Source organism: Pseudomonas sp. DTU_2021_1001937_2_SI_NGA_ILE_001 (assembly GCF_032463525.1).
Taxonomy (GTDB): Bacteria; Pseudomonadota; Gammaproteobacteria; order Pseudomonadales; family Pseudomonadaceae; genus Aquipseudomonas.
This window is the reverse complement of sequence record NZ_CP135971.1, coordinates 2710705-2734124: the sequence shown is the minus strand read 5'-3', so window position 1 is coordinate 2734124 and position 23420 is coordinate 2710705. Positions and strand designations below refer to the sequence as shown.

21 protein-coding genes are annotated in these 23420 nt (G+C 63.7%); 17 read left to right on the top strand and 4 right to left on the bottom strand.

All coding sequences use genetic code 11. The features are described 5' to 3' along the window. Positions 1 to 21: 21 nt before the first annotated feature. The 6 genes from infB (at position 22) to RRX38_RS11695 (ending at position 7529) form a co-directional block, all read left to right on the top strand. Positions 22 to 2583, top strand: a complete 2562-nt coding sequence (gene infB, locus RRX38_RS11720; protein ID WP_315962582.1) for a translation initiation factor IF-2 — start codon at positions 22 to 24, stop codon at positions 2581 to 2583. Between the two features lie 136 nt (positions 2584 to 2719). Further along, positions 2720 to 3121, top strand: a complete 402-nt coding sequence (rbfA, locus tag RRX38_RS11715) for a 30S ribosome-binding factor RbfA (RefSeq protein WP_295475334.1) — start codon at positions 2720 to 2722, stop codon at positions 3119 to 3121. A 3-nt stretch (positions 3122 to 3124) separates the two neighbouring features. Beyond that, the gene (gene truB, locus RRX38_RS11710) at positions 3125 to 4042 is read left to right on the top strand and encodes a tRNA pseudouridine(55) synthase TruB (protein WP_295475336.1); all 918 of its coding nucleotides are present in this window, start codon (positions 3125 to 3127) and stop codon (positions 4040 to 4042) included. 151 nt (positions 4043 to 4193) lie between these two features. Then, a complete protein-coding gene (gene rpsO / locus RRX38_RS11705; protein ID WP_295475338.1) occupies positions 4194 to 4463 on the top strand; it encodes a 30S ribosomal protein S15 in 270 nt (89 codons plus the stop codon). 317 nt (positions 4464 to 4780) lie between these two features. Further along, a complete protein-coding gene (gene pnp, locus RRX38_RS11700; RefSeq protein WP_295475340.1) occupies positions 4781 to 6886 on the top strand; it encodes a polyribonucleotide nucleotidyltransferase in 2106 nt (701 codons plus the stop codon). Between the two features lie 295 nt (positions 6887 to 7181). Next, entirely contained in the window at positions 7182 to 7529 is a 348-nt protein-coding gene (locus RRX38_RS11695) for a BON domain-containing protein (protein ID WP_295475342.1), read from the top strand. 423 nt (positions 7530 to 7952) lie between these two features. On the opposite strand, the gene RRX38_RS11690 is transcribed toward RRX38_RS11695, so the two are convergent. The 4 genes from RRX38_RS11690 to RRX38_RS11675 form a co-directional block, all read right to left on the bottom strand. Continuing rightward, positions 7953 to 8249 carry a DUF2845 domain-containing protein gene (locus RRX38_RS11690; protein ID WP_295475405.1) on the bottom strand — a complete coding sequence of 99 codons (297 nt, stop codon included), beginning with the start codon at positions 8247 to 8249 and terminating at the stop codon, positions 7953 to 7955. 25 nt (positions 8250 to 8274) lie between these two features. Further along, positions 8275 to 11232, bottom strand: a complete 2958-nt coding sequence (locus RRX38_RS11685) for a DUF748 domain-containing protein (RefSeq protein ID WP_315962581.1) — start codon at positions 11230 to 11232, stop codon at positions 8275 to 8277. A 109-nt stretch (positions 11233 to 11341) separates the two neighbouring features. Continuing rightward, positions 11342 to 12358: a class I SAM-dependent rRNA methyltransferase gene (locus RRX38_RS11680; protein WP_315962580.1), complete on the bottom strand. Its 1017-nt coding sequence runs from the start codon at positions 12356 to 12358 to the stop codon at positions 11342 to 11344. Between the two features lie 89 nt (positions 12359 to 12447). After that, positions 12448 to 12996 (bottom strand): DUF1523 family protein, encoded by a 549-nt coding sequence (locus RRX38_RS11675; RefSeq protein ID WP_295475348.1) that lies wholly within the window; start codon positions 12994 to 12996, stop codon positions 12448 to 12450. 109 nt (positions 12997 to 13105) lie between these two features. Here RRX38_RS11675 and RRX38_RS11670 point away from each other — a divergent pair, with 109 nt between their 5' ends. From RRX38_RS11670 to RRX38_RS11620, 11 genes are all read left to right on the top strand, one after another. Further along, positions 13106 to 14113: an ATP-grasp domain-containing protein gene (locus RRX38_RS11670; RefSeq protein ID WP_315962579.1), complete on the top strand. Its 1008-nt coding sequence runs from the start codon at positions 13106 to 13108 to the stop codon at positions 14111 to 14113. A gap of 50 nt (positions 14114 to 14163) precedes the next feature. Beyond that, positions 14164 to 15306 carry a trypsin-like peptidase domain-containing protein gene (locus RRX38_RS11665; protein ID WP_315962578.1) on the top strand — a complete coding sequence of 381 codons (1143 nt, stop codon included), beginning with the start codon at positions 14164 to 14166 and terminating at the stop codon, positions 15304 to 15306. A 57-nt stretch (positions 15307 to 15363) separates the two neighbouring features. Then, positions 15364 to 16497, top strand: coding sequence for a phosphoribosyltransferase domain-containing protein (locus tag RRX38_RS11660; RefSeq protein ID WP_315962577.1), 1134 nt, complete (start codon positions 15364 to 15366; stop codon positions 16495 to 16497). Continuing rightward, entirely contained in the window at positions 16490 to 17248 is a 759-nt protein-coding gene (locus tag RRX38_RS11655; protein ID WP_315962576.1) for a trehalose phosphatase, read from the top strand. The genes RRX38_RS11660 and RRX38_RS11655 overlap by 8 nt, the downstream gene beginning before the upstream one ends. Beyond that, positions 17241 to 18335 carry a cysteine protease StiP family protein gene (locus RRX38_RS11650; RefSeq protein WP_315962575.1) on the top strand — a complete coding sequence of 365 codons (1095 nt, stop codon included), beginning with the start codon at positions 17241 to 17243 and terminating at the stop codon, positions 18333 to 18335. Before RRX38_RS11655 ends, RRX38_RS11650 begins: the two co-directional genes overlap by 8 nt. Further along, positions 18332 to 19282 (top strand): HpcH/HpaI aldolase/citrate lyase family protein, encoded by a 951-nt coding sequence (locus tag RRX38_RS11645; protein WP_315962574.1) that lies wholly within the window; start codon positions 18332 to 18334, stop codon positions 19280 to 19282. Before RRX38_RS11650 ends, RRX38_RS11645 begins: the two co-directional genes overlap by 4 nt. After that, positions 19282 to 20010, top strand: a complete 729-nt coding sequence (locus RRX38_RS11640; RefSeq protein ID WP_295475362.1) for an HAD family hydrolase — start codon at positions 19282 to 19284, stop codon at positions 20008 to 20010. Before RRX38_RS11645 ends, RRX38_RS11640 begins: the two co-directional genes overlap by 1 nt. Before the next feature lie 46 nt (positions 20011 to 20056). Then, a complete protein-coding gene (locus tag RRX38_RS11635; protein WP_315962572.1) occupies positions 20057 to 20647 on the top strand; it encodes a TerD family protein in 591 nt (196 codons plus the stop codon). After that, positions 20644 to 21831 carry a TerD family protein gene (locus tag RRX38_RS11630; RefSeq protein WP_315962571.1) on the top strand — a complete coding sequence of 396 codons (1188 nt, stop codon included), beginning with the start codon at positions 20644 to 20646 and terminating at the stop codon, positions 21829 to 21831. The genes RRX38_RS11635 and RRX38_RS11630 overlap by 4 nt, the downstream gene beginning before the upstream one ends. A 66-nt stretch (positions 21832 to 21897) precedes the next feature. Then, on the top strand, positions 21898 to 22347 hold the full coding sequence (locus tag RRX38_RS11625; protein ID WP_295475370.1) for a tellurite resistance TerB family protein: 450 nt from the start codon (positions 21898 to 21900) through the stop codon (positions 22345 to 22347). Positions 22348 to 22373: 26 nt separating this feature from the next. After that, positions 22374 to 23411, top strand: coding sequence for a TerC/Alx family metal homeostasis membrane protein (locus tag RRX38_RS11620; RefSeq protein ID WP_295475373.1), 1038 nt, complete (start codon positions 22374 to 22376; stop codon positions 23409 to 23411). The last annotated feature ends 9 nt before the right edge of the window (positions 23412 to 23420 follow it).

The window sequence follows — 23420 nt, the reverse complement described above, 5'->3', positions numbered from 1 at the left end:
GCGGCCTGAGGAGAGAAGTGCATGACGCAAGTCACGGTGAAAGAACTGGCCAAAGTGGTCGACACACCGGTAGAGCGCCTGCTGCAGCAGATGCGTGAGGCAGGCCTGCCGCACACCGCCGCCGAGCAAGTAGTGACCGACAACGAAAAACAGGCGCTTCTGGCGCATTTGAAGAGCGGTCACAAGGCGAAGGCGGAAGAACCGCGCAAGATTACCTTGCAGCGCAAGACCACCAGCACCCTGCGTGTGGCTGGTAGCAAGAGCATCAGCGTAGAAGTACGCAAGAAAAAAGTCTTCGTGCAGCGCAGCGCCGAAGAAATCGAAGCCGAGCGCAAGCGCGAGCTGGACGAGCGCCGTGCGGCGGAAGCTGCCGTGCGCCAGAAGGCCGAGGCCGAAGAAGCCAAGCGCCGCGCCGAAGAAGAAGCGCGTCGTCAGCCGGCGGCTGCCGAAAGCAAGCCAGAACCGGTGGCCGAGAAGCCGCAGCCGGTCGAAGCGCCTGCCGAGCGTACCGCTGCACCTGAGCCGGTGCGTGAAGCTCCGGCCCCGACGCCGACCAGCAATCCGCCGGCGACCACGACTATCGAAGTGCGCAAGCGTGACGATCGTCGCTCGGAAAAGACCCATCGCGGCGAAGAGCGCGGTTCGCGCAGCGGCGATGGCGAGCGCAAAGGTGCGGCCCCTCGTCCTGCGAGCAAGGAAAAGGCGCCGAATGCCCGTGTCGCCCCACGTACCACCGACGAAGAGAGCGATGGCTTCCGTCGCGGCGGCCGTGGCAAGTCCAAGCTCAAGAAGCGTAACGCTCACGGCTTCCAGGCTCCATCCGGGCCGGTGATTCGTGACGTGACCATCGGTGAGACCATCACCGTTGGCGAGCTGGCGGCGAAGATGTCGGTCAAGGCGGCCGAGGTCATCAAGTTCATGTTCAAGATGGGCACCCCGGTGACCATCAACCAGGTTCTGGACCAGGACACTGCGCACCTGATCGCCGAAGAGCTGGGCCACAAGGTGACCCTGGTCAGCGACAACGCCCTGGAAGAATCCCTGGCCGAGTCCCTGAAGTTCGAAGGCGAAAGCTTCGCTCGTGCTCCGGTGGTGACCGTCATGGGCCACGTCGACCACGGTAAGACCTCGCTGCTCGACTACATCCGTCGTGCCAAGGTTGCCGCAGGCGAGGCCGGTGGCATTACCCAGCACATCGGTGCCTACCACGTAGAAACCGAGCGCGGCATGGTCACCTTCCTGGATACCCCAGGCCACGCGGCGTTCACCGCCATGCGTGCCCGTGGTGCCAAGGCCACCGACATCGTGATCCTGGTGGTCGCGGCGGACGACGGCGTGATGCCACAGACCATCGAAGCGGTCCAGCACGCCAAGGCGGCCGGTGTACCGCTGGTGGTCGCGGTGAACAAGATCGACAAGCCGGGTGCGGACATGGACCGTATCCGCAGCGAACTGGCCACCCATGGCGTGACCCCGGAAGACTGGGGCGGCGAGACTCCGTTCGTACCGGTCTCGGCGAAGATGGGTACCGGCGTCGACGAACTGCTCGAAGCCGTTCTGCTGCAGGCCGAAGTGCTCGAACTCACTGCCACGCCGTCGGCGCCTGGCCGTGGTGTGGTGGTCGAATCGCGCCTGGACAAGGGCCGCGGCCCAGTGGCCACCGTGCTGGTTCAGGACGGTACCCTGCGTCAGGGCGACATGGCTCTGGTCGGCTCGAACTTCGGTCGTATCCGCGCCATGCTCGACGAGAACGGCAAGCCTGTTAAGGAAGCCGGCCCGTCGATCCCGGTCGAGATCCTCGGCCTGGATGGCACGCCGGAAGCCGGTGACGAGCTGACCGTACTGGCCGACGAGAAGAAGGCCCGTGAAGTCGCGCTGTTCCGCCAAGGCAAGTTCCGCGAAGTCAAACTGGCCCGCGCACACGCCGGCAAGTTGGAAAACATCTTCGAAAGCATGGGCCAGGAAGAGAAGAAGACGCTCAACATCGTCCTCAAGTCCGACGTCCGTGGTTCCCTGGAAGCGCTGCAAGGTGCCCTGGGTGGTCTGGGTAACGATGAAGTGCAGGTGCGGGTCATCGGTGGCGGTGTCGGTGGTATCACCGAGAGCGACGCCAACCTGGCACTGGCCTCCAACGCCGTGCTGTTCGGCTTCAACGTGCGTGCCGATGCCGGCGCACGGAAGATCGTCGAGCAGGAAGGTCTGGACATGCGTTACTACAACGTGATCTACGACATCATCGAAGACGTCAAGAAGGCCCTGACCGGCATGCTGGGCAGCGATGTTCGCGAGAACATCCTCGGTGTTGCCGAAGTTCGTGACGTGTTCCGCTCGCCGAAGTTCGGCGCCATCGCCGGCTGCATGGTGATCGAAGGGACCGTCCACCGTAACCGTCCGATCCGCGTACTGCGCGAGGACATCGTGATCTTCGAAGGCGAGCTGGAATCCCTGCGTCGCTTCAAGGACGATGCTTCCGAAGTCCGCTCTGGCATGGAGTGCGGTATTGGCGTCAAGAGCTACAACGACGTCAAGGTCGGCGACAAGATCGAGGTCTTCGAGAAAGTCCAGGTGGCCCGCAGCCTCTAAGTCGCGGGTTCCAGGCACAGCGCGGTGCGCCGTGCCTTATGCTGAACGCAACGCCCGGTCTGACATGCGTCGGACCGGGCGTTTGCCGCTTTCAGACCGTCAGGGTTCAGATCCGGGTCAGTAACAGGTATCAAGCATGGCCAAAGAATATAGCCGTACCCAACGCATCGGCGATCAGATGCAGCGCGAGCTGGCACAACTGATCCGTCGCGAAGTCAAGGACCCGCGCCTGGGTCTGGTGACCATTACCGCCGTGGACGTCAGCCGTGACCTCGGCCACGCCCAGGTCTACGTCACCGTCATGGGCCCGGATGGCAGCGATGCCGTCGCGCAGAGCCTCAAGGTGCTGAACACCGCCGCCGGCTTCCTGCGCATGCAGATCGGCCGCGAAATGAAACTGCGCACCGTGCCGCAGCTGCACTTCCATTACGACGAGAGCGTGTCCCGTGGCGCGCACCTGTCGGCGCTGATCGAGCGTGCCGTGGCCGAAGACAGCCAGCACCAGCCAGCTTCTGCCGCAGACGATTCGAAGGAGTGACCGGTGGCTCAGGTCAAACGCATTCGCCGTAACGTCAGCGGCATCATCCTGCTCGACAAGCCCCTGGGCTTCACCTCCAATGCCGCCCTGCAGAAGGTGCGCTGGTTGCTCAATGCGGAAAAGGCCGGCCACACCGGCAGCCTCGACCCCCTGGCCACCGGCGTGCTGCCGCTGTGCTTCGGCGAGGCGACCAAGTTTTCCCAGTACCTGCTGGACTCGGACAAGTCCTACGAAACGCTGATGCAGCTGGGCAAGACCACCACCACCGCCGACTCCGAGGGCGAGGTGCTGCAAACCCGCCCCGTGACCGTTGGTCGCGCCGACATCGAGGCGGTATTGCCCGAATTCCGTGGGCAGATCAGCCAGATACCGCCGATGTACTCGGCTCTCAAGCGCGACGGCCAGCCACTTTACAAACTGGCACGTGCAGGGGAAGTAGTGGAGCGTGAGGCGCGTTCTGTTACTATTGCGCGCCTGGAATTGCTGGCGTGCGAAAGCGAGACCGCACGGCTGGCCGTGGACTGCAGCAAAGGCACCTATATCCGTACCCTGGTGGAGGATATCGGTGAGCGCCTGGGCTGTGGTGCCTATGTCGCCGAACTGCGGCGTACCCAGGCCGGTCCTTTCAGCCTGGCCCAGACGGTCACGCTGGAAGAGCTGGAACAGGCCCATGCCGAAGGTGGCAACGAAGCGCTAGACCGCTTCCTGATGCCATCGGACAGCGGTTTGCAAGACTGGCCTCTGCTGAAGTTTTCGGAGCACAGCGCGTTCTATTGGCTGCACGGTCAGCCGGTACGTGCGCCGGATGCACCGAAGTTCGGCATGGTCCGTGTACAGGATCACCAGGGCCGCTTCATCGGCATCGGTGAAGTGAGCGATGACGGGCGTATTGCGCCGCGTCGACTGATTCGGTCAGAGTGACCGGAACCCCGCAGGCCTGGCGTCAGGCCGGCGGGCGAGGGTGGCTGTCAACAGGCACGGTCACACCTCTTTTTTTAAATACGGGGCCTTGGCCTCGGCCTGTTGGAATCGTCCCGCAAGGACGGTTTCCTCGACTTGAAGGAATGCCCACATGGCACTCAGCGTTGAAGAAAAAGCTCAGATCGTTACCGACTACCAGCAAGCTGCCGGTGATACTGGTTCGCCAGAAGTGCAAATCGCACTGCTGACCGCCAACATCAACAAGCTGCAAGGCCACTTCAAGGCCAACGGCAAGGACCACCACTCCCGTCGTGGTCTGATCCGCATGGTAAACCAGCGCCGCAAGCTGCTGGACTACCTGAAAGGCAAAGACGTGAACCGCTACAGCACCCTGATCGGTCGTCTGGGTCTGCGTCGCTAATCACGGCGTGGTGACTCTCTTCCCGGCAGCCCAGGCCTCGTGCGCGAGGCCTGGCGTCGTCTCGGGAAGAAATCTGAGGTTGGTTGCCTGTCAGGCGCATCGGTCCATCCGGTGTGCCTGGCGGGCTTCCAGCCTCAAGTTTTATCTGGACTGCGGTCGGGGCCGATTCCCCGCCTGGCCCAAGCATTCGCAAGGCGTTGCATGACCCGTCGTCGAGCCGGGCGTTGCCCTTCAGGCAGTGCTCATCGAGCCGCGGCGCGCTGTGTAGCGTGAGCAAAACCGTTCCCCCAAGAGCCACAAACGAAAGGTAGGAAACCGTGAACCCGGTAATCAAGAAGTTTCAGTTCGGTCAGTCGACCGTCACCCTGGAGACAGGCCGTATCGCCCGTCAGGCCTCCGGCGCCGTGCTGGTCACCGTTGACGACGACGTCAGCGTATTGGTGACTGTGGTAGGGGCCAAGCAGGCCGACCCGAGCAAGGGTTTCTTCCCCCTGTCGGTGCACTACCAGGAAAAGACCTACGCAGCCGGCAAGATCCCCGGTGGCTACTTCAAGCGTGAAGGCCGTCCTTCGGAGAAGGAAACCCTGACCTCGCGCCTGATCGACCGTCCGATCCGTCCGCTGTTCCCGGAAGGCTTCATGAACGAAGTGCAGGTCGTCTGCACCGTGGTTTCCACCAGCAAGAAGACTGACCCGGACATCGCCGCGATGATCGGTACCTCGGCGGCCCTGGCAATCTCCGGCATTCCGTTCGACGGCCCGATTGGTGCTGCCCGCGTGGCCTTCCACGCCGAAACCGGTTACCTGCTGAACCCGACCTACGAGCAACTGGCTGCCTCGAGCCTGGACATGGTCGTGGCCGGTACCGAAGAAGCGGTGCTGATGGTCGAGTCCGAAGCCAAGGAACTGACCGAAGACCAGATGCTGGGCGCCGTACTGTTCGCCCATGACGAATTCCAGGTCGTGATCAACGCCGTCAAGGAATTCGCCGCCCAAGCCGCCAAGCCGACCTGGAACTGGCAGCCTGAGGCCGAGAACACCACCCTGCTCAACGCGATCCGCAGCGAGTTCGGCGAGGCCATCTCGCAGGCCTACACCATCACCGTCAAGGCTGACCGCTATGCCCGCCTGGGCGAGCTGCGCGACCAGGTCGTCGAGCGTCTGGCCGTCGAAGAAAACGGCCCGTCGGCTTCCGAGGTCAAGGCTGCTTTCGGTGAAATCGAATACCGCACCGTGCGTGAGAACATCGTCAACGGCAAGCCACGTATCGACGGTCGTGACACCCGTACCGTACGCCCGCTGAACATCGAAGTCGGCGTACTGCCGAAGACCCACGGTTCGGCGCTGTTCACCCGCGGCGAAACCCAGGCCCTGGTGGTTGCCACCCTGGGTACTGCCCGTGACGCGCAGCTGCTCGACACCCTCGAAGGCGAGAAGCGCGACGGCTTCCTGCTGCACTACAACTTCCCACCGTTCTCGGTGGGCGAGTGCGGTCGCATGGGCGGTGCCGGTCGTCGTGAAATCGGTCACGGTCGTCTGGCACGTCGTGGCGTACAGGCCATGCTGCCAAGCGACGGCGAATTCCCGTACACCATCCGCGTGGTTTCGGAAATCACCGAGTCCAACGGCTCCAGCTCCATGGCTTCGGTCTGCGGCGCTTCCCTGGCGCTGATGGACGCCGGTGTACCGATCAAGGCACCGGTTGCCGGTATCGCCATGGGTCTGGTCAAGGAAGGCGAGAAGTTCGCCGTCCTCACCGACATCCTCGGTGACGAAGACCACCTGGGCGACATGGACTTCAAGGTAGCCGGTACCGCCAAGGGCGTCACCGCGCTGCAGATGGACATCAAGATCAAGGGCATCACCGAAGAGATCATGGAGATCGCCCTGGGCCAGGCCCTGGAAGCTCGTCTGAACATCCTCGGCCAGATGAACCAGATCATCGGTCAGTCGCGCAGCGAACTGTCGGCCAATGCGCCGACCATGCTGGCGATGAAGATCGACACCGACAAGATCCGCGACGTGATCGGCAAGGGTGGCGCGACCATCCGTGCCATCTGCGAAGAAACCAAGGCGTCGATCGACATCGAAGACGACGGCTCGATCAAGATCTTCGGCGAAACCAAGGAAGCTGCCGAGGCTGCTCGCCAGCGCGTTCTGGGTATCACCGCCGAAGCCGAGATCGGCAAGATCTACGTCGGCAAGGTCGAGCGCATCGTCGACTTCGGCGCGTTCGTCAACATCCTGCCTGGCAAGGACGGCCTGGTGCACATCTCGATGCTCAGCGATGCACGCGTCGAGAAAGTCACCGACGTGCTGAAAGAAGGCCAGGAAGTCGAAGTGCTGGTACTGGACGTGGACAACCGCGGCCGTATCAAACTGTCGATCAAGGATGTAGCGGCGGCCAAGGCCTCCGGCGTCTGATCCACCCGGTCAGCCAGGCTTCCCCGTGAAGCCTGACAACCTGAAAAATCCGCCACCAGCGATGGGGGCGGATTTTTTTTGGCCGTCGATTACCACCCCACCTGACTTGCATCTTGCAAGCGTATTTCACGCCCAAGCGGGCAATCTGCACGATGCGGCAATTTTAAAAATATTTTAAGTGTTTGATATGTATATATTTTTTGTTCTTTCAAAAGCTGGCATAGCGCTTGCGATATACCTTGCAACCTGCAGCCACACGCTGGTGCAGATTTCGAGGAAAACAGGAGTTAATCGTATGAAGAAGTTCGCTATCGCTGCTGCCACTGCCCTGACTCTGACCATGGCCGGTGGTGCCTTTGCCCAGACCGCCAACCAGGCTCCCATGATGCTGGCCGCCAACTCCACCGTGGAGAACGCCAAGCAAGAAGGTAGCGATACCTGGATCACCACCAAGGTCAAAGCAGACCTGCTGACCGAGAAAGGCATTCCAGGTTCGGACATCAAGGTCGAAACCTCGAACGGTGTGGTAGCCCTGTCGTCCGACGTCAAGGTGACTGAAGCCCAGAAGAAAATGGCTGTAGATATCACCAAGAAAATCAAGGGCGTGAAGTCGGTGACCGCCGAAGCCCTGAAAGCCGAGTAATCGACTCGATTGTGACCGTCTGAAGCATCGCATTCGCCAGGGAGGCGGGTGAGATGTGAAGAAGGTTCATGCGACCGGCCACAGGGATGTGGCCATTACAGGCCCCGGCTTTCGAGTCGGGGCCTGTTCTATTCATTCCAAAGGTAACGAGCGTTCAGGTGCTCTCCGCTTTGTTGGCGCGAGCTGAACGAACGGCGTTGGCTTCAGCCGCCATGCAGTTCAGTCCGTGGGAGCGAGCTTGCTCGCGAAGGCTGCGTCACGGTCACAGCAAACCCAGCGACTTTGCCAGCTTTTCGCGAGCAAGCTCGCTCCCACAAAGCCGCGAAAGCGCCAGGAAATTCACTGCATCTGTTGTGAACATGCGGTCGCTTCGCGGCTGAAGCCGCTCCTACCCGGCCTAACCGAGCGGTATAGCCCCTATGGCTACTGCCCGCGCTTGCTGTCGATGCGTACCAGGCGGCCGCCTTCGAAGCGCAGGTAGCGGTACATGCCGTGGTCGGGCCCGTAGATCCATTCCTCGATCATCACCTGCTCGGCATTGCGGTAATTGCGGCTGAAGCTCTCTTTGGAGCCGATCACTGCCTGGCTGACCGGAGCCCCGCATTTGCGTTGCACTTCGAAGCCGTGGTCACCGAGGCTGATCAGCTGGCTGCCACAACGCATGGTCGACGACTCGGCCAGGCTGCTTTGCGCGGCGGCCAGCAGGCCGAGGATGAGCATGACGGGAATGGGGTTCTTCAACGGTTCACTCGCTGTCCAGATGCAGAGGGGTGACGACCCGGCCATCGGCTTCGGCCTTGCCGAGCTGGGCGTCGATGAAGTAGATACGGTCGTCTTCCAGCCCGGCCTTGCCGACCAGATAGTCCTTGATGCTGCTGGCGCGGTCCTGGCCCAGCTCACGCAGCAGGGCGTCGTTGGTACTCCAGAACTGTAGTACAGCGTCGCGCATCCGGTTCTGGCGCTCTTCCTTGCCCAGCTCGGTCCATTGCGCCGGGGGTTGTTGTTTGAGGCGCGTGCGATAGATGCCTTCGAGCATCGGCGCCTTCTCGTCCTCGGGCACCTGCAGCATGTCAGGGCGTGGCGGCACCTTGTCGCCACGGCGCTGCATGATCTTGTAGTAGGTGATCCGGTACTCGCGCTCCAGACGCTCGCGGGCCAGCAGCGGTCCATCGCTGCTGGCGGCGCTGGTGCCTTCGATTTCCAGGCGCAGGGTCGGGCGCTCCTTGAGCCCGGCAGCCAGTTTGTCGAGCGCCGCCCGGGATTCATCGTTCAGCGCCCGTGACCCCGGTTCGAAGCGAATGTTGCCCAGGTCTTGCGAACCGCCGCCGGCCACCAGGCCACCGATGAACTTGAAGGGCGACTGCGCGGCGCGCACCACCAGGTTGCGCAGGGTTTGCCAGACGATGGGCATGACACTGAACTGCGGGTTGTTCAGGTCGCCCTCGACCGGCAGCTCCAGCGAGATGCGCCCCTGTGGATCCTTGAGCAGCGCCACCGCCAGGCGAATCGGCAGGTCCACGGCATCGGGGCTGTCGACCTTCTCACCCAATTGCAGCTGTTCCACCAGCACTTTGTTCTGCGCCTTGAGCTTGCCCTGAGTAATCAGGTAGTGCAGGTCGAGGTTGAGGCGCCCTTTGCGGATGCGGAAGCCGGCGAACTTGCCGGAATAGGGCGTCAGGGTGGTCAGCTCGACGCGACGGAAGCTGGTGGCGATATCCAGGGCGGCCATCGGGTTGAACGGGTTCAGGCTGCCCTTGATGGTCACCGGTGCGTAGCGGTCGACCTTGCCTTCGACATTCACCGGTGCCGGTTTGGCCTGACGATTGTCGATGGTGCCGATACGCCCGTTAAGCTGCTGCACGGCCGTGGCGAAGTTCGGTGTCAGGGTGAAGTCGGCGAAGTACGCCGAACCGTCGTTGATGGCCACCTCGCCGACGTGGATGCCCAACGGTTTTTCGCTGCGGCTTGACGCCTGGCGCTGCGCCGCTGGCTGCGGCTTGGCATCGGCGGGTTGCGGAATCAGCAGGTCATCGACGTTGGTGGTGCGGTCTTCGTTGATCATGAAGCGCGCATAGGGCTGCTGCAGGTCGACACGGTCGATCGACAGGCTCTCGCCATGCTGGTAGTTCAGGCCATCGAGGGTCAACTGCTGCCACTTGACGAAATCACGCTGCTTGAGGGTGTCCAGGGTGTGCATCTGCGTGACCTGGGCCTTGCCGGTCACGCTCAGGGCCAGCGGCTCGGTGCTCTTGAGGTCCACGGCCAGGTCGCTGCCGAGCATGCCGCTGCGCAGTTCCAGGCGGATGAACGGGCTGATGTAGGCCTGGGCAATGCGCAGGTCGATGTCTTCGCTGCTGACCTTCAGGCGTGCATTGACCGGTGCCAGGTTGACCTCGCCGCTGGCGGCCAGCTTGCCCTGGCGCCCGATGCCGGTGTCCAGGCGCAGCTTGAAGGGCGACTTGTTCAGGCTGTCGAAGTCATGCAGGTCGAGGTTCAGCGGGCCGACTTCCAGGGCCACTGGCTCCTTGACCGCACGGTCGGCAAGATGCACCTGATAGTTGCGCAGTTGCACATCGCGGACCTGCACCTGCCAGGGCTTGGCCGGTGCCGCAGGAGGCGTCTCGGCCGGTTTGGCCGGTGGCTGGGCTGCCTTGTCATCCTTGGGCGGGTTGGCGTTGCTGGCCGGTTTGGCACGCGCCTCGCCGGCGAACAGCTTCTGCCAGTCCAGTTGCCCGTCCGCCTCGCGTGCGGCCCAGGTTTCCAGCTTCTGGCTGCGCACCTTGCCGACCACCACCTGTTGCCTGGCCAGGTCCAGGGAGGTATCGCTGACCTCCAGCTGCTGCAGGCGGACCAGCGAGCGGCCATCCGGCGCATTGAGCGCCAGTCCCGCCACGCTGGCCTGGGTGCCGCGCAGTTGCAGTTCGGTCTGCCTGGCAAGGTTGAGTGTGTAATTCGTGCTCAGGGTCAGACGGCCATCCTGCAGCGCCAGTGGCACGGCGTCACGCACATAGGGCCACCAGAGTTTCATCTTGCTGTCGGTGATTTTCAGCGTGCCTTCAGAGCTGATCGGCGCCAGGCTCAGGCGCCCCTGCCAGTCGATCTGGCCGCCGTCCGGCCCGGCGGCGACCAGCACCGCATCGGCGTTGTCTTCGGGCAGGGTACTGAGGTTCTTCAGCTCCAGGTTCAGGCGGTCGTAGAGAAATTCGATAGGGTCGCTGGGGCGCTGGTCGCGAAAGTGCAGGTAGCCGTCGACCAGCTTGATGCGGTCGATGCGCAGGGCGAAGGGCTTGTCTGCCGCAGGCTTTTCCGGTGTCGGTTCGGCGGCCGGCAGCTTGAACAACCGCGTCAGGTTCAACTGGCCCTTAGGGTCGAACAGCACTTCGGTCTTTGGCTTGACCAGCTCTACGTCCAGCAGGTGCAGGGCGCCGCTCCAGAGGCTGTCGAGCTGCAGGTTGGCGTAGAGCTTTTCCAGCGCCAGTTGCTCCTGGCCAGGCGTGCCGATGTTCAGCCCCCAGATGCTCAGTTCCAGCGTGTAGGGGTTGAGCTCCAGGCGCTCGATACGTGCCGGTACGCTGGCATATTGCGCCAGCTGCTGGTTGGCGATGCGCAGGGCGACACCGGGCAGGATGAAGAAACCCAGCAGGCTGTAAAGGACGAAGACCGCCACCAGGGCGCCAATAACACGTTTAAGACCTTTGGGCATTTGGTGCTGCGTCTCTCTCGAATCGGAGGTGCTTGGAGTATGGCATGTCGATTCGGTTCATAAGGCGGTGTCGTTCCGCCTTGTAGGAAAAATCCTTATGTTTGCTCGGTCAGAACTGCAGGACCAGTGTCTTGAGCGGCGGTTGGCCGTCCTGAGAGGGGAAGTCCGCAGCCGGTTGGATCACCTGCCACTCGCGCACCGGGCGGCCGTTCTTCGCAGCACAGCGCAGCACCTGCTCGCGCCATTCCTCCATGGGCACCTTCGCCAGGTTGTTGCAGCAGATCATCACGCCGTCGGGCGCCGTGGCCAGTAGCGCCGGCTTGAGCAGGCTCTGGTAGTCGCGCAGCAGGTCCACGGTGCCGAACGCGCTCTTGGCCCAGGCCGGCGGATCGAGCAGCACCAGGTCGTACTCCCGGGCTTGCAGGCGTGGATAGGCCGGCAGTTTCTGCCCGCGCCGCGCAGTGACCGGCAAACCGGCCAGCTGGCGGATCGCCGGGAAGTAGTCCGACTGGATGAACTGCATGTCCGGCAACTCGGGGTTGAGGGCGGCGTTCTCCCGACCGACCGCCAGGTTGCCTTCGGCGAAGTCCAGGTTGCAGACCTCACGGGCACCACCGGCCGCCGCGCTGAGGCCGACCCCGCAGGTGTAGGCGAACAGATTGAGTACGCGCTTGCCCTGGCTGTGCCGGCGTACCCAGCCACGGGCGTTGCGCAGGTCGAGGAACAGCAGCGGATCCTGGCCGGCATGACGACCCCGCACCCGATAGTTCAGGCCCCACTCGTGACCGACCAGGTCCTGCAGCGCGGCGTCATCAGGCTGGTGCACGCTGTCCTGGCGATCGATACGCGAGTTGCCACGCGAGCGGTCGTTGTAGACCGGCAGCAGATTCAGCTGCAGGTGCGCCTGAACGGTGTCGATCAGCTCCAGCAGCGGTTCGCGCTCCAGGCTGTGGTGAAAGCTCTGAACCAGCAATTGTGGGCCATAGCGGTCGAGGGTCAGGCCCGCAGCGCCTTCCTGGCTGCCATGGAACAGCCGGTAGCAGTCGGTGCCCTGGGCATGCAGTTCGTCCAGCAGTGGCTGGCGGCGGTCTAGGGCGACGCGGAGCGCCTGGGTGAGGGAAGACATGTGCGGCGCCTCGGGAGGGATCGTAAGGAGGCGCGGGATTCTAGCAGATCGGGAGCATCGGCCGTGGCGCCGACGCCCCGCAGGCGCGGTCAGGAGCGGACTACGCCATCGACACGTGGCTGCCGGCGCAGGCGACGACGGATGGCCAGTGCAGTGAACAGCACCAGCAGTGCCAGGATGCTGAAGAAGATCGTGTTGAACACCGGGAAAGGCTGATCACGACTGGTGGTGGCTTCCACCGAGGTGATGTTGGGGAATACCGAGAAGATCTGGATACGCCACCCGTAATAGCGGATCAGCACCAATTGCTGGGCATCACGGGAATAGCCCTGAGCCTTGGCCTGCAGGTCGGCCGAGTCGAACTTGAAGTACCAGGGGAAGCTCCAGCCGGTGTCTTCGTTGCGGTACACCACCACTTTCTTGGTGTCGGGGTTTTCGGTGTTGATGAAATACACGTCGCGGGTCGGACCGTCGGCCGGGTTTTCCGCGTTGATCACGCCATCGGCGTCCATGCGCTTGACTTCAACCCCGGTGATCAACACCACGTCATGCCGCGGCAGCAGGTAGTGCAGGCCAAGCCCGCCCGCTGTCAGGACCAGAATCACCACCAGCCAGATCGACCGCCTGAGCCACTTCATGCCATTGTTCCTCTATGAAAATTGCGTGACTTTGCCCTAATCGGCAGCGCGCTTGAAGCAAAACAGTTATTACAAAATTCGACAAGACCATCCCTAGACGGAGAGTTGCATGATCTGGTTCCTTGAAGGGCAGTCCAGCCAGCGTGAAGTCATCATGGGGGCACGGGCGGCGCTGCCAGCCTCGCTGCGCATCGTTGCCTCGCACCGCCAGCCGCGCGGCGAGATCACCGGTCAGGCCGACCTGGCTCTGCTGGAGCCGCAGGACGACGCCGAGCGCATCGACTGGGTCATCGACAACGCCCGGCCGCTGGGCGTCAGGGTGGTGGTCGCCGGACGCATGGGGGCGTCTTACGAGCGCCATCGGCAGCGCTTCGTCGATGCCGGTATCGACCTGGTCACCGGAGGGCTGTCGATCGAGACCTTCGACAGGGTAGACGACAAGAGCCGTTTCACCGCCGCCGCCGAGCAGGCAGGGCTGGCTTGTGTACCCGCGATCACGGTCAGCGATGCCGAGCAGCTGCAGCAGGCTTACGCCACCCTCAGTGCGCAGGGGGCGGTGTGCGTCAAGCCCACGGTGGGTATCTACGGCCAGGGCTTCTGGCGCTTCAAGGAGGGTGTGGATGCCTTTCGCTGTTTCGCCAACCCCGATGCCCGGGAAACCTCCTTCGAAGCCTACCTGCATGCCTATCGCCAGCCCGGCGAGCGCCCGGCGCTGCTGGTGATGCCGTACATGCCCGGCAGCGAATGCTCGGTGGACATCGTCTGCGAGCAGGGGCGGGTGGTCGCGGCGGTCGGGCGGCGCAAACAGGGTCTGCACCAGACGTTCGAGCGCGAAGGGGCTGCCGTGCAATTGGCCGTACGCGCCGCCGAGCATTTCGGCTGCGACGGCCTGGTCAACGTACAGACCCGCGATGACCCGCAGGGCCTGCCGCACCTGCTGGAAATCAACCCGCGCTATTCGGGGGGCATCGGCTATACCCAACAGGCTGGCGTGAACCTGCCGGGGATTTTCGCCACCCGGCGCCTGGGTCTGAAAGAACCGGAAACACATTGGTTACCGGATATTCGGGTGAAGCCCATCACCGTTGCGGTATGTTCGCGCCCCTCGCTGCAATAATAGATTTTTGCTATTAATCATCGACCTTCAGCCCTTCAAGGAGAACCGGCATGAAAGTGCTGGCGCCTGGTGTCAACGTTGCCCTGGTCAACTCACAGTGTTCCTGGAATCTGGACACGGGGAAGGCTTCGATCTTCGGTGACTACGCGGCCGTCGCGCTGCTGCCGGTCAACGAAAAGCGCCAGCCCACCGGGGATCCGGCCCTGCTGCATCACGAGCAGCCCTGGATGGCGTGGAGTGGCGGCCCGCAGAACGTCGGCTGCACCTTGCGCCTGGCCGACTTGCCCGGCGGCAGCGACCGCGTGCTGCTGATGGTCTATGTCTACGCGGCGGCGGGGCCGATCAGCGAAGCCGGCAGCCTGTGCCTGCAGGTCGACAGCGACATCGAATACCGCATCGACCTGCGCGAGCATGGCGAGGCATCGATCATCATCGGCGAGTTCTACCGCCGCAACGAACAATGGAAATTCCGCGCCCTCAGCGAAGGCTCGGCCTACGGCCTGGCGGCGTTCGGGCGCAAGATCGGCCTGGACATTGCCGATGGCCACCCGCGCCGGCGCGGCGATGGCGGGCCGCGCGACGGCCAGCGTCATCAGTCGGCCACCGGCACCGCCTTCGTGGTCGGCCCGGCGCACCTGATGACCTGTGCGCATGTCATCGAAGACATGAACGTGCTGTACATCAGCTCGCTGGACGGGCGTTATCAGGTCGAGCCGGTGGTGGTGGACCGGCGCAACGATATTGCCCTGCTGCGGGTGCAGGGTGCCGCACCGCTGGCGGCCCTGCCGTTTCGCGAAGGCCCCGGCTGCGAGGCGGGGGATAACGTGGTGGCGCTGGGTTACCCGTTGGCGTCGATTTCCGGCGGCAACCTGCAGGTGACCCAAGGCGGAGTTTCCAGCCTGTTCGGCCTGCACAGCGATGCCAGCCTGTTGCAGTTCACCGCACCGATCCAGCCGGGTTCCAGTGGCAGCCCGCTGTTCGACAGCGGCGGGGCAGTGGTGGGTATGGTCACCTCCAGCGTGCCGGATGCACAGAACATGAACTTCGCGGTGAAGTCTGCGTTGCTAGTGGCTTTCCTGCAGGCCTGCCGGGTGCCGACCACCCTGTTGCGTCCGGACAGAACCTACAGCACGACGGAAATCTCCCGTACCGCACAATCGTCGTTATGGCTTGTCGAAGCCTCGCGTGGCTGACCGTTTTCTCAGGCGCGCCTCGACACACTCGTCTTTCGTCCAACCAGGAATCACTCGATGAACAGCCGCCAGGCACTGCTTCCTCCGACCCGACTGCGTGCCGAGTTGTTGCGTGGTTGCCTCGACGTAACCGTGCAAGCCAGCGCCGTCGCACCCGAGGCGTTGTTCGGTTTTGCCGAGCGGCGCAATCCCAAGCGTGCCTTCCTGTTCGTTTCTCGGGTACTGGGTCGGCATATTCCGGTGCGTCCTTCGGTGATGCGCGAGAGCTTCCAGGCTCTGGCGCAGCGCATCCCGACCGACCTGCCCGGGCCGGTGCTGTTCATCGGCATGGCCGAAACCGCCGTAGGCCTGGGCGCCGGTGTGCATCGTGAATACAGCCGCGAGCGCGACGACACCCTGTACCTGGTCAGCACCCGGCACCCGACGGGCACCGAGGTGTTCGCCCGTTTCGAAGAGGAGCACAGCCACGCCAGTGCGCATCTGATTCACCTGCCCACCGACCCGGCCCTGCGCGAACGGATGTTCGCCGCCCGCTCGCTGGTGCTGGTGGATGACGAAGCCTCGACCGGCAAGACCTTCATCAACCTGCACCGCGCCCTGGCCGAGGCGGGCCTGACACGTATCGAACGGCTGGTGACCTGTGTGCTGACCGACTGGTCAGCGGGGGCGGTCAGCCGCAACATGAATGTCGCGACCGAGCAGGTTTCGCTGTTGCAGGGCGCCTATCGTTTCGATGAAGACCCGCAGGCGCCGCTGCCGGACATGCCCGAGGTCGGTACCGTGGCCCGCGGCGACTGGCCGGTATCGGCGCGCAACGACTGGGGCCGTTTGGGGGTGCGTGCGGTGGCCGACAGCCTGGCGCCGCAGCTGCGTGTCGAGCCGGGCGAGCGCGTGCTGGTGGTGGGTACCAGCGAGTTCGTCTGGCGCCCATTCCTGCTCGCCGAGCGCCTGGAGCAGCAGGGTGCCGACGTGCATTTCGGCTCCACCAGCCGTTCTCCCATCGCCCTGGGGCATGCCATCGGCCATGCCTTGTCGTTCGCCGACAACTACGGCCTGGGCATTCCCAACTTTCTCTACAACGTGCGGCCCGGCCAGTTCGACCGGGTGCTGATCTGCACCGAGACGCCGGCCCGCGCCGTCGCGCCCGAACTGGTCGAAACCCTGCAGGCCGAGGTGATCTGCGATGAATGAAGTCCGCCCGCTGATCCTCGTGGACCTGGATGACACCCTGTTCCAGACCGCGCGCAAGATGCCGCCAGGCAGCGAGAAACACCCGGCCACGGTGGATGTGGCCGGCCAGCCCAACGGTTACATGACCGGTGTGCAGCACGCCTTCGTCGGCTGGCTGCTGGCGCATGCCGATGTGGTGCCGGTCACCGCGCGCAGTGTCGAGGCCTGCAGCCGGGTGCAACTGCCGTTTGCCTGCGGAGCCATCTGTTCGCACGGCGGCGTGATACTCGGCGCTGACGGCCGCCTGGACCAGGATTGGCGTGCGCAGATGAGCGAGACCCTGGCCGCCTACCAGACGCGCCTGCACGAGCTGAGCGCCGCGACCCTGGCGATTGGCCAGGCACTGGGGCATTCGCTGCGAGGCTGGGTGGTCGAGGAGGCGGGGCTGTTCCACTACGTGGTCACCAAGCACAACGAGAGCGACGACGGCATCCTGCAGCGGGTCCTGGCCGAGGTCCGCGAGCGCGGCCTGCTCGACGGCATGCACGTGCATGGAAATGGCAACAACCTGGCGTTCCTGCCGGCCGGGCTGGACAAGCGTCATGCGGTGCAGGAATGGTTGCGCCGCGACCGGGCGGTACATGGCGAGCGCCCCGTGCTGGGGTTTGGTGACAGCCTGACTGATCTGGGCTTCATGGGCGAATGCCACTGGTGGGCGACCCCGGCTCGCAGCCAGCTGGCCAAGGCCTTTCAGGAGGTTGCCGGTGAATAGCCGGGTGCGGGGCCTGAACACCGTCGGCAGCGGCAGCTATCTGGCTGACGATGTGCACTTCCTGCTGCGCAGCGTCGACATCGAGGTGACCGATGTCGAAGAAAAGGAGCGCCTGATCCAGACCCGGCAGAAGCATTACTCGGAAATGATCAGCCTGGAGCAGGCGCCCAGCGACGCGCACCGGCAACTGTTCCAGCGCGCCATGACGCAGAACGGCCTGCGCATGGCCGGCGATGTGCAGGCCCTGGCCAAGGCCCTGAATGTCGCGTGCGAGGGCGAAATCGTCCTGGTGTCCTTCGTGCGCGCCGGGCTGCCACTGGGCGTGCTGCTGCGCCGGGCCCTGCAGGGCCTGGGTCGCGAGACTCATCACTATGGCATCAGTATCATCCGCGACCGGGGCATCGACCCTGTCGCTCTGGACGCGATCATCCAGGCCCACGGCGCCGAGCGCATCGTGTTCGTCGACGGCTGGACCGGCAAGGGCGCCATCGCCGGTGAGGTGCGCCGCAGTCTGGCCGGTGACCCGCGCTTCACCACGGCACCGCGCCTGGTGGTGCTCGCCGACCCTTGCGGGCAGGCCTGGCTGGCGGCTTCGACGCAGGACTGGCTGATCCCCTCGGGCATCCTCGGCGCCACGGTGTCCGGCTTGGTGTCGCGGTCCATCTGGTCCGAGCCCGGCAGCCTGCATGGCTGTGTGGTCTACGAGCACCTGCAGCCCTACGATGTCACCGCCCGCTTCATCGAGCAGATCGACGGTCTGCGCCATGAGCTGACCGACGTCGCCGCTGCGCAGCCCTGGAGCGTCACCCAGCGCGAACAACTGCAGGCGGCGGCCACCCAGGTGGTCGCCGGGCTGGCGCAGCGCTTCGACATCACCAACCCCAATCGCATCAAGCCAGGCATTGCCGAGGCCACCCGCGCCGTGATGCGCCGGGTGCCCGATCATGTGCTGGTCCGTGACCTGAACGACAGCGACGTGCAACTGCTGCTGCACCTGACCGAGCGGGCCGGGGTGCCCGTGGAGCAGGTCGGCGCGGCCCTCGGTCCGTACCGGGCGGCCACCATCATCCGGAGTCTTGGCCAATGACCCGAATCTCGCCTTACGCCCTTGGCGCTACGCTCTACATGCCGGCGACCCGTGACGACATCCTCGATGTGGTCTTCGGCAAGAAACTCACCGAGTTGCGCTCGCTGGTGGTGTGCCTGGAAGATGCAGTAGCACCGCTGGACGTCGACGCTGCGCTGGGCAACCTGCGCGAGGTGCTGCTGCGCATCGAGTCGGTGGGCGGGCGCCCGGAAAGCGGGCCGCTGCTGTTCGTGCGCCCCCGTGATGCGCAGATGGCCGCGCAGCTCAACGACTGGCCGCTGATCCGTCATGTCGATGGCTTCGTGCTGCCCAAGCTGGCATTGAGTAATCTGCGCCACTGGGAGGCGGCGGTCGGCAACCCCGCGCTGGCGCTGATGCCGACCCTGGAAACGGCCGAGGTGTTCAACCCGATGGCCATGACCGAGCTGGGGCAGGCGCTCAAGGGCAGCCTGGAGCCGCGCATCGTCGCCTTGCGCATCGGTGGCAACGACCTGATGGGTTGCCTGGGGTTGCGTCGCAACCCGGCCTTGACTCTCTACGCGACGCCCATGGGCTATGTCATCCCGATGCTGGCCGGGGTCATGGGCGCGCTGGGCTTTGCCCTCACCGCGCCGGTGTTCGAGCAACTGGCCACGCCGGACATTCTCGAACAGGAACTGGCACTGGATATTTCTCATGGGCTGGTGGGCAAGACCGCCATTCATCCTTCCCAGGTCACGATCATCCAGAACGCCTTGCGGGTGAGCCTGGATGATGTGAATTCTGCGCGGCAGATATTGAACTCTTCGGCCGCGGCGGTGTTCAAGTACAACGATGCGATGTGCGAACCCGCCACACACCACAAATGGGCAACCCACATCATGGAGCGCGCCAAATGGCATGGCGTGCTGCCGGCACCGGCTTCGATCGTGGATGCCAGCATCCGACTCGCTGAGGCAGTTAGCTAATGACAGAGCCAGTGATAGAACCCGATCTCGAAGTAGAAGTGCAGGAACGCCTGCTCGCGGTGTTCGATTTCGACGGCACCTTGACCCGGCACGACAGCTTCGTGCCGTTTCTCAAATTCGCCTTCGGCCAGCGCACCTTTTCCCGGCGCATGGCGCGCATGGTGCTGCCCAGCCTGGGCTACCTGGCCCGGCGCGTGACCCGTGACGAGCTGAAGGCCCGGCTGATCAAGGCCTTCCTCAGCGGTGTGGAAGCGCGCTGGGTCGAAGAACAGGCGCAGGCCTTCTGCGATGCCTGGTGGGAGCGGCTGATGCGCCCCACGGCGTTGGTCTCGGTGGCCGCCGAGCTGGAAAAGGGTGCCATCGTGACGCTCTGTTCGGCCTCGCCGGAAATCGTCCTGCAGCCATTCGCCAATCGCCTGGGTGTCGAGCTGATCGGCACCAGCCTGGAAGTCATCGATGGCAAGCTGACCGGGCTGATCGAGGGCACCAATTGCCGGCGCGACTCCAAGGTCAGCCGCCTGGAAGGCGTGTACGGCCCCTTGAGCCAGTTCCGCGTGCGCGCCTGGGGCGACACCAGTGGCGACCATGAACTGCTCGCCGCCGCCCAGGACGCGCACTGGCGGCACTTCCATCCGGCCTGGCGACGCGGGCGCTACAAGGGCCCGGCCAAGCCGGTGATTAACGCCAAGTTACACAATCGGGATGGCATTGATGAGCCATCGCGGTGAGGCTTCACGCTTTTAATCCGACGACCTATTCACAGGAAGCGAAAAAATGGCACTGACTTTGGCAAAGAACCAGACGATCTCTTTGGAGAAAACCGCTGGCAGCGGTCTGAAGAAGGTCAGCATGGGGCTGGGTTGGGATCCGGAGAAAGCCACCGGCTTCTTCGGCAAGCTGCTGGGCGGCGGCGGTGAGATCGACCTGGATGCCTCGTGCATCATGCTCGATGCGGAGAAAAAGCCGCTGGACGTGGTGTGGTTTCGCCAACTGCAGTCGCGTGACGGTGCCATTCAGCATTCCGGCGACAATCGTACCGGTGAGGGCGACGGCGACGACGAAACCATCCGTGTCGACCTTGAGCGCCTGCCGGGTACCGTCAAGTACCTGGTGTTCACCGTCAATTCCTTCACCGGGCAGACCTTCGAGAAGGTCGCCAACGCCTACTGCCGTATCGTCGACGACGCGACCCGCAACGAGCTGGGCCGCTTCGACCTGTCCGAGAAGGGTCACCATACCGGCGTGATCATGTCGTACCTGACCCGTACCGGCAGCGGCTGGGACTTCACCGCAGTGGGCCAGGTCACCAACGGCCGCACTGCCGATGATCTGGTTGACCTGGCGGTCGGAGCGATCCGCGCATGACCCTGCTCGTTCCTGGCGCCAATGCCGCGGTGGCCACCGGCCCGTTGACCGTCGAAGTCGACTACTCGCCGCTGGCCGGCGCCGATATCGATGTTTCCGCTTTCCTGCTGACCAGTGCCGGCAAGGTACGGGGTGACCAGGACATGTGCTTCTACGGCCAGACCAGCGTCAGTGGCGGAGCGTTGCAGCTGACCGACAGCGCCGTGGGCAAGGCGCGCTTCAGCCTCGATCCGTCGCGGCTCGACGCAGCCATCGAGAAGGTTGCACTGACCGCGACCATCTACGAAAACAAGGCGGCCTTCGACAAGGTGTCGCGGCTGGTGGTCACTATCAGCGGCGGCCTTGAGGCACCGATTGCCACGGCCGGCATGCAGGAGACCGCGCTGATCCTTGGCGAGTTCTACCTGCGCCAGGGCGCCTGGAAGTTCCGCTGCGTGGCCCAGGGCTTTGCCGGCGGCCTGGAGCCGCTGGCGAAGAACTTCGGCGTCGAGGTTGCTGCGCCCGAGGCGCCGCCTGCGGTGGCGCCGCCGGCGCCTGCCCCGGTTGCCGAACCGGCCCCGCCGGCCAAGGCGACCGTCAGCCTGAGCAAGATCACCCTGGACAAGACTCGCTCGTCCATCAGCCTGGAAAAGACCAGTGCCGGGTTCGGCGAAATTCGCGTCAACCTGAACTGGAACCGCCGTAGTGAAAACAAGGGCGGTTTCTTTTCGATGCGCAAGAACACCGCCATCGACCTCGACGTCGGTTGCCTGTTCGAGCTGCAGGACGGTTACAAAGGCGCCGTGCAGGCCCTGGGCAATGCCTTTGGTTCCCTGCATGAGGAACCCTATATCAAGCTCATGGGCGACGACCGTACCGGTTCGGTCAGTGAAGGCGAGTGGCTGCATATCAACGGCAGCCACTGGAACAAGATGCGCCGCATCCTGATCTACGCCTTCATCTACGAGGGCGCACCCAACTGGAAGGAAACCGACGGGGTGATCACCATCCACGTGCCGGGCCAGCCGCCCATCGAAGTGCGCCTCAACGAAGAGGGTGGGCGCCAGGGCATGTGCGCCATCGCCCTGCTGGAGAACGACAACGGAGCGGTGAAGGTGACGCGGCGCGTGGATTTCCACAACGGCCACAGTCACATGGACAAGGCCTATGGTTGGGGCATGCGTTGGGCGGCCGGCTCGAAATGAACAGCCGTTGTCAGTGAACCTATAACGATAGATACGGGGCGGCGTGGCCGTCCCAAGGGGGAAGAAATGCTGGACTGGTTGAAATCCAATGCAACGGCCGCCCGTGACAAGCTGGCCGCTGAAGTTTCGAAGTTCAAGAACCGTGAGTTTCTCGACGCTGTGGTGTCCGGCTGTGCCCTGGTGGCGGCGGCGGATGGCGACATCAGCTCGGCCGAGAAACAGAAAATGGCCGGTTTCATCCAGAACTCCCAGGAACTGAAAGCCTTCGACATGAAAGATGTCATCAAGGCCTTCCAGGATGCCTGTGCCAAGTTCGAGTTCGACGTCGAAATCGGCCGCGCCGAGGCGCTCAAGACCATTGGCAAGATCAAGCACAAGGAAGATGCCGCGCGGCTGCTGGTGCGGGTCTGCTGCGCGATTGGCGGTGCCGATGGCAGCTTCGACGAAGGCGAGCGTCAGGTCTGCCGGCTCATCTGTCGCGAGCTGGGCCTGAGCCCGGCCGATTTCGACCTGTAACCTTTACCCTTCAGGAATTCTGTTAAATGGAAAGCAGCACTGCTATTGGCTTCCCGCCGCTCACGATGACCGTGTTCATCGCTCTGGCCGTCGGCGCGATGATCATCGACCTGGTCTCGCACCGCGGCAACAAGCCCATCACCCTGATGCAGGCGTCGTTGTGGTCGATCTTCTGGGTGGCCATTTCCGTAGCCTTCGGCGTGTTCCTCTACTTCCAGCACGGCTCGGAAGTGGCTTCGCTGTTCTTCACCGGCTATGCGCTGGAGAAGGTCCTCAGCGTCGACAACCTGTTCGTGTTCATGGCCCTGTTCGCCTGGTTCAAGATTCCCGATGGCCTGCGTCACCGCGTGCTGTACTGGGGCATCATGGGGGCCATCGTGTTCCGCGGCATCTTCGTGGCCATCGGTACCAGCCTGCTGGCCCTCGGGCCGTGGGTCGAAGTGATCTTCGCGCTGATCGTGGCCTGGACCGCCGTGATGATGCTGCGTGCCGGCGACGATGACGACGAAGAGGTCGACTACTCGCAGCACATGGCCTACCGCTTCGCCAAGAAGCTGTTCCCGGTCTGGCCGAAGCTGCATGGTCATAACTTCTTCGTGCGCCGTTCGGTGCTCGAGCAGGAGATCAAGAAACCGGAAAACGCCGGCATCACCCTGGCGGCCAAGGGCGCGCTGTTCGCCACGCCGCTGTTCCTCTGCGTGGTGGTCGCGGAAATCTCCGACGTGCTGTTCGCCTTCGACTCCGTGCCGGCCATCATCGCCGTCAGCCGTGAGCCGCTGATCGTCTACTCGGCGATGCTGTTCGCGATCCTCGGCCTGCGGACCCTGTACTTCGTGCTCGAAGCCCTCAAGCGTTACCTGGTGCATCTGGAAAAAGCGGTCATCGCCTTGCTGTTCTTCATTGCCTTCAAGCTGGGCCTGAACGCTACCGATCACCTGTTCCATCATGGTTTCAGCATCAGCCCCAACACCAGCCTGATCGTGGTAATGGTCGTGCTGGCTATCGGTATCGTCGCCAGCGTGATCTTCCCTGCCAAGGAAGAAGAACCGGCGAAAGACGCATAAACATCGGAA

Coding starts and splice junctions, on each gene's coding strand:
- infB (WP_315962582.1), top strand. CDS start 22: ATGACGCAAGTCACGGTGAAAGAACTGGCCAAAGTGGTCGACACACCG.
- rbfA (WP_295475334.1), top strand. CDS start 2,720: ATGGCCAAAGAATATAGCCGTACCCAACGCATCGGCGATCAGATGCAG.
- rpsO (WP_295475338.1), top strand. CDS start 4,194: ATGGCACTCAGCGTTGAAGAAAAAGCTCAGATCGTTACCGACTACCAG.
- RRX38_RS11695 (WP_295475342.1), top strand. CDS start 7,182: ATGAAGAAGTTCGCTATCGCTGCTGCCACTGCCCTGACTCTGACCATG.
- RRX38_RS11690 (WP_295475405.1), bottom strand. CDS start 8,249: ATGCTCATCCTCGGCCTGCTGGCCGCCGCGCAAAGCAGCCTGGCCGAG.
- RRX38_RS11685 (WP_315962581.1), bottom strand. CDS start 11,232: ATGCCCAAAGGTCTTAAACGTGTTATTGGCGCCCTGGTGGCGGTCTTC.
- RRX38_RS11680 (WP_315962580.1), bottom strand. CDS start 12,358: ATGTCTTCCCTCACCCAGGCGCTCCGCGTCGCCCTAGACCGCCGCCAG.
- RRX38_RS11675 (WP_295475348.1), bottom strand. CDS start 12,996: ATGAAGTGGCTCAGGCGGTCGATCTGGCTGGTGGTGATTCTGGTCCTG.
- RRX38_RS11670 (WP_315962579.1), top strand. CDS start 13,106: ATGATCTGGTTCCTTGAAGGGCAGTCCAGCCAGCGTGAAGTCATCATG.
- RRX38_RS11665 (WP_315962578.1), top strand. CDS start 14,164: ATGAAAGTGCTGGCGCCTGGTGTCAACGTTGCCCTGGTCAACTCACAG.
- RRX38_RS11660 (WP_315962577.1), top strand. CDS start 15,364: ATGAACAGCCGCCAGGCACTGCTTCCTCCGACCCGACTGCGTGCCGAG.
- RRX38_RS11655 (WP_315962576.1), top strand. CDS start 16,490: ATGAATGAAGTCCGCCCGCTGATCCTCGTGGACCTGGATGACACCCTG.
- RRX38_RS11645 (WP_315962574.1), top strand. CDS start 18,332: ATGACCCGAATCTCGCCTTACGCCCTTGGCGCTACGCTCTACATGCCG.
- RRX38_RS11640 (WP_295475362.1), top strand. CDS start 19,282: ATGACAGAGCCAGTGATAGAACCCGATCTCGAAGTAGAAGTGCAGGAA.
- RRX38_RS11635 (WP_315962572.1), top strand. CDS start 20,057: ATGGCACTGACTTTGGCAAAGAACCAGACGATCTCTTTGGAGAAAACC.
- RRX38_RS11630 (WP_315962571.1), top strand. CDS start 20,644: ATGACCCTGCTCGTTCCTGGCGCCAATGCCGCGGTGGCCACCGGCCCG.
- RRX38_RS11625 (WP_295475370.1), top strand. CDS start 21,898: ATGCTGGACTGGTTGAAATCCAATGCAACGGCCGCCCGTGACAAGCTG.
- RRX38_RS11620 (WP_295475373.1), top strand. CDS start 22,374: ATGGAAAGCAGCACTGCTATTGGCTTCCCGCCGCTCACGATGACCGTG.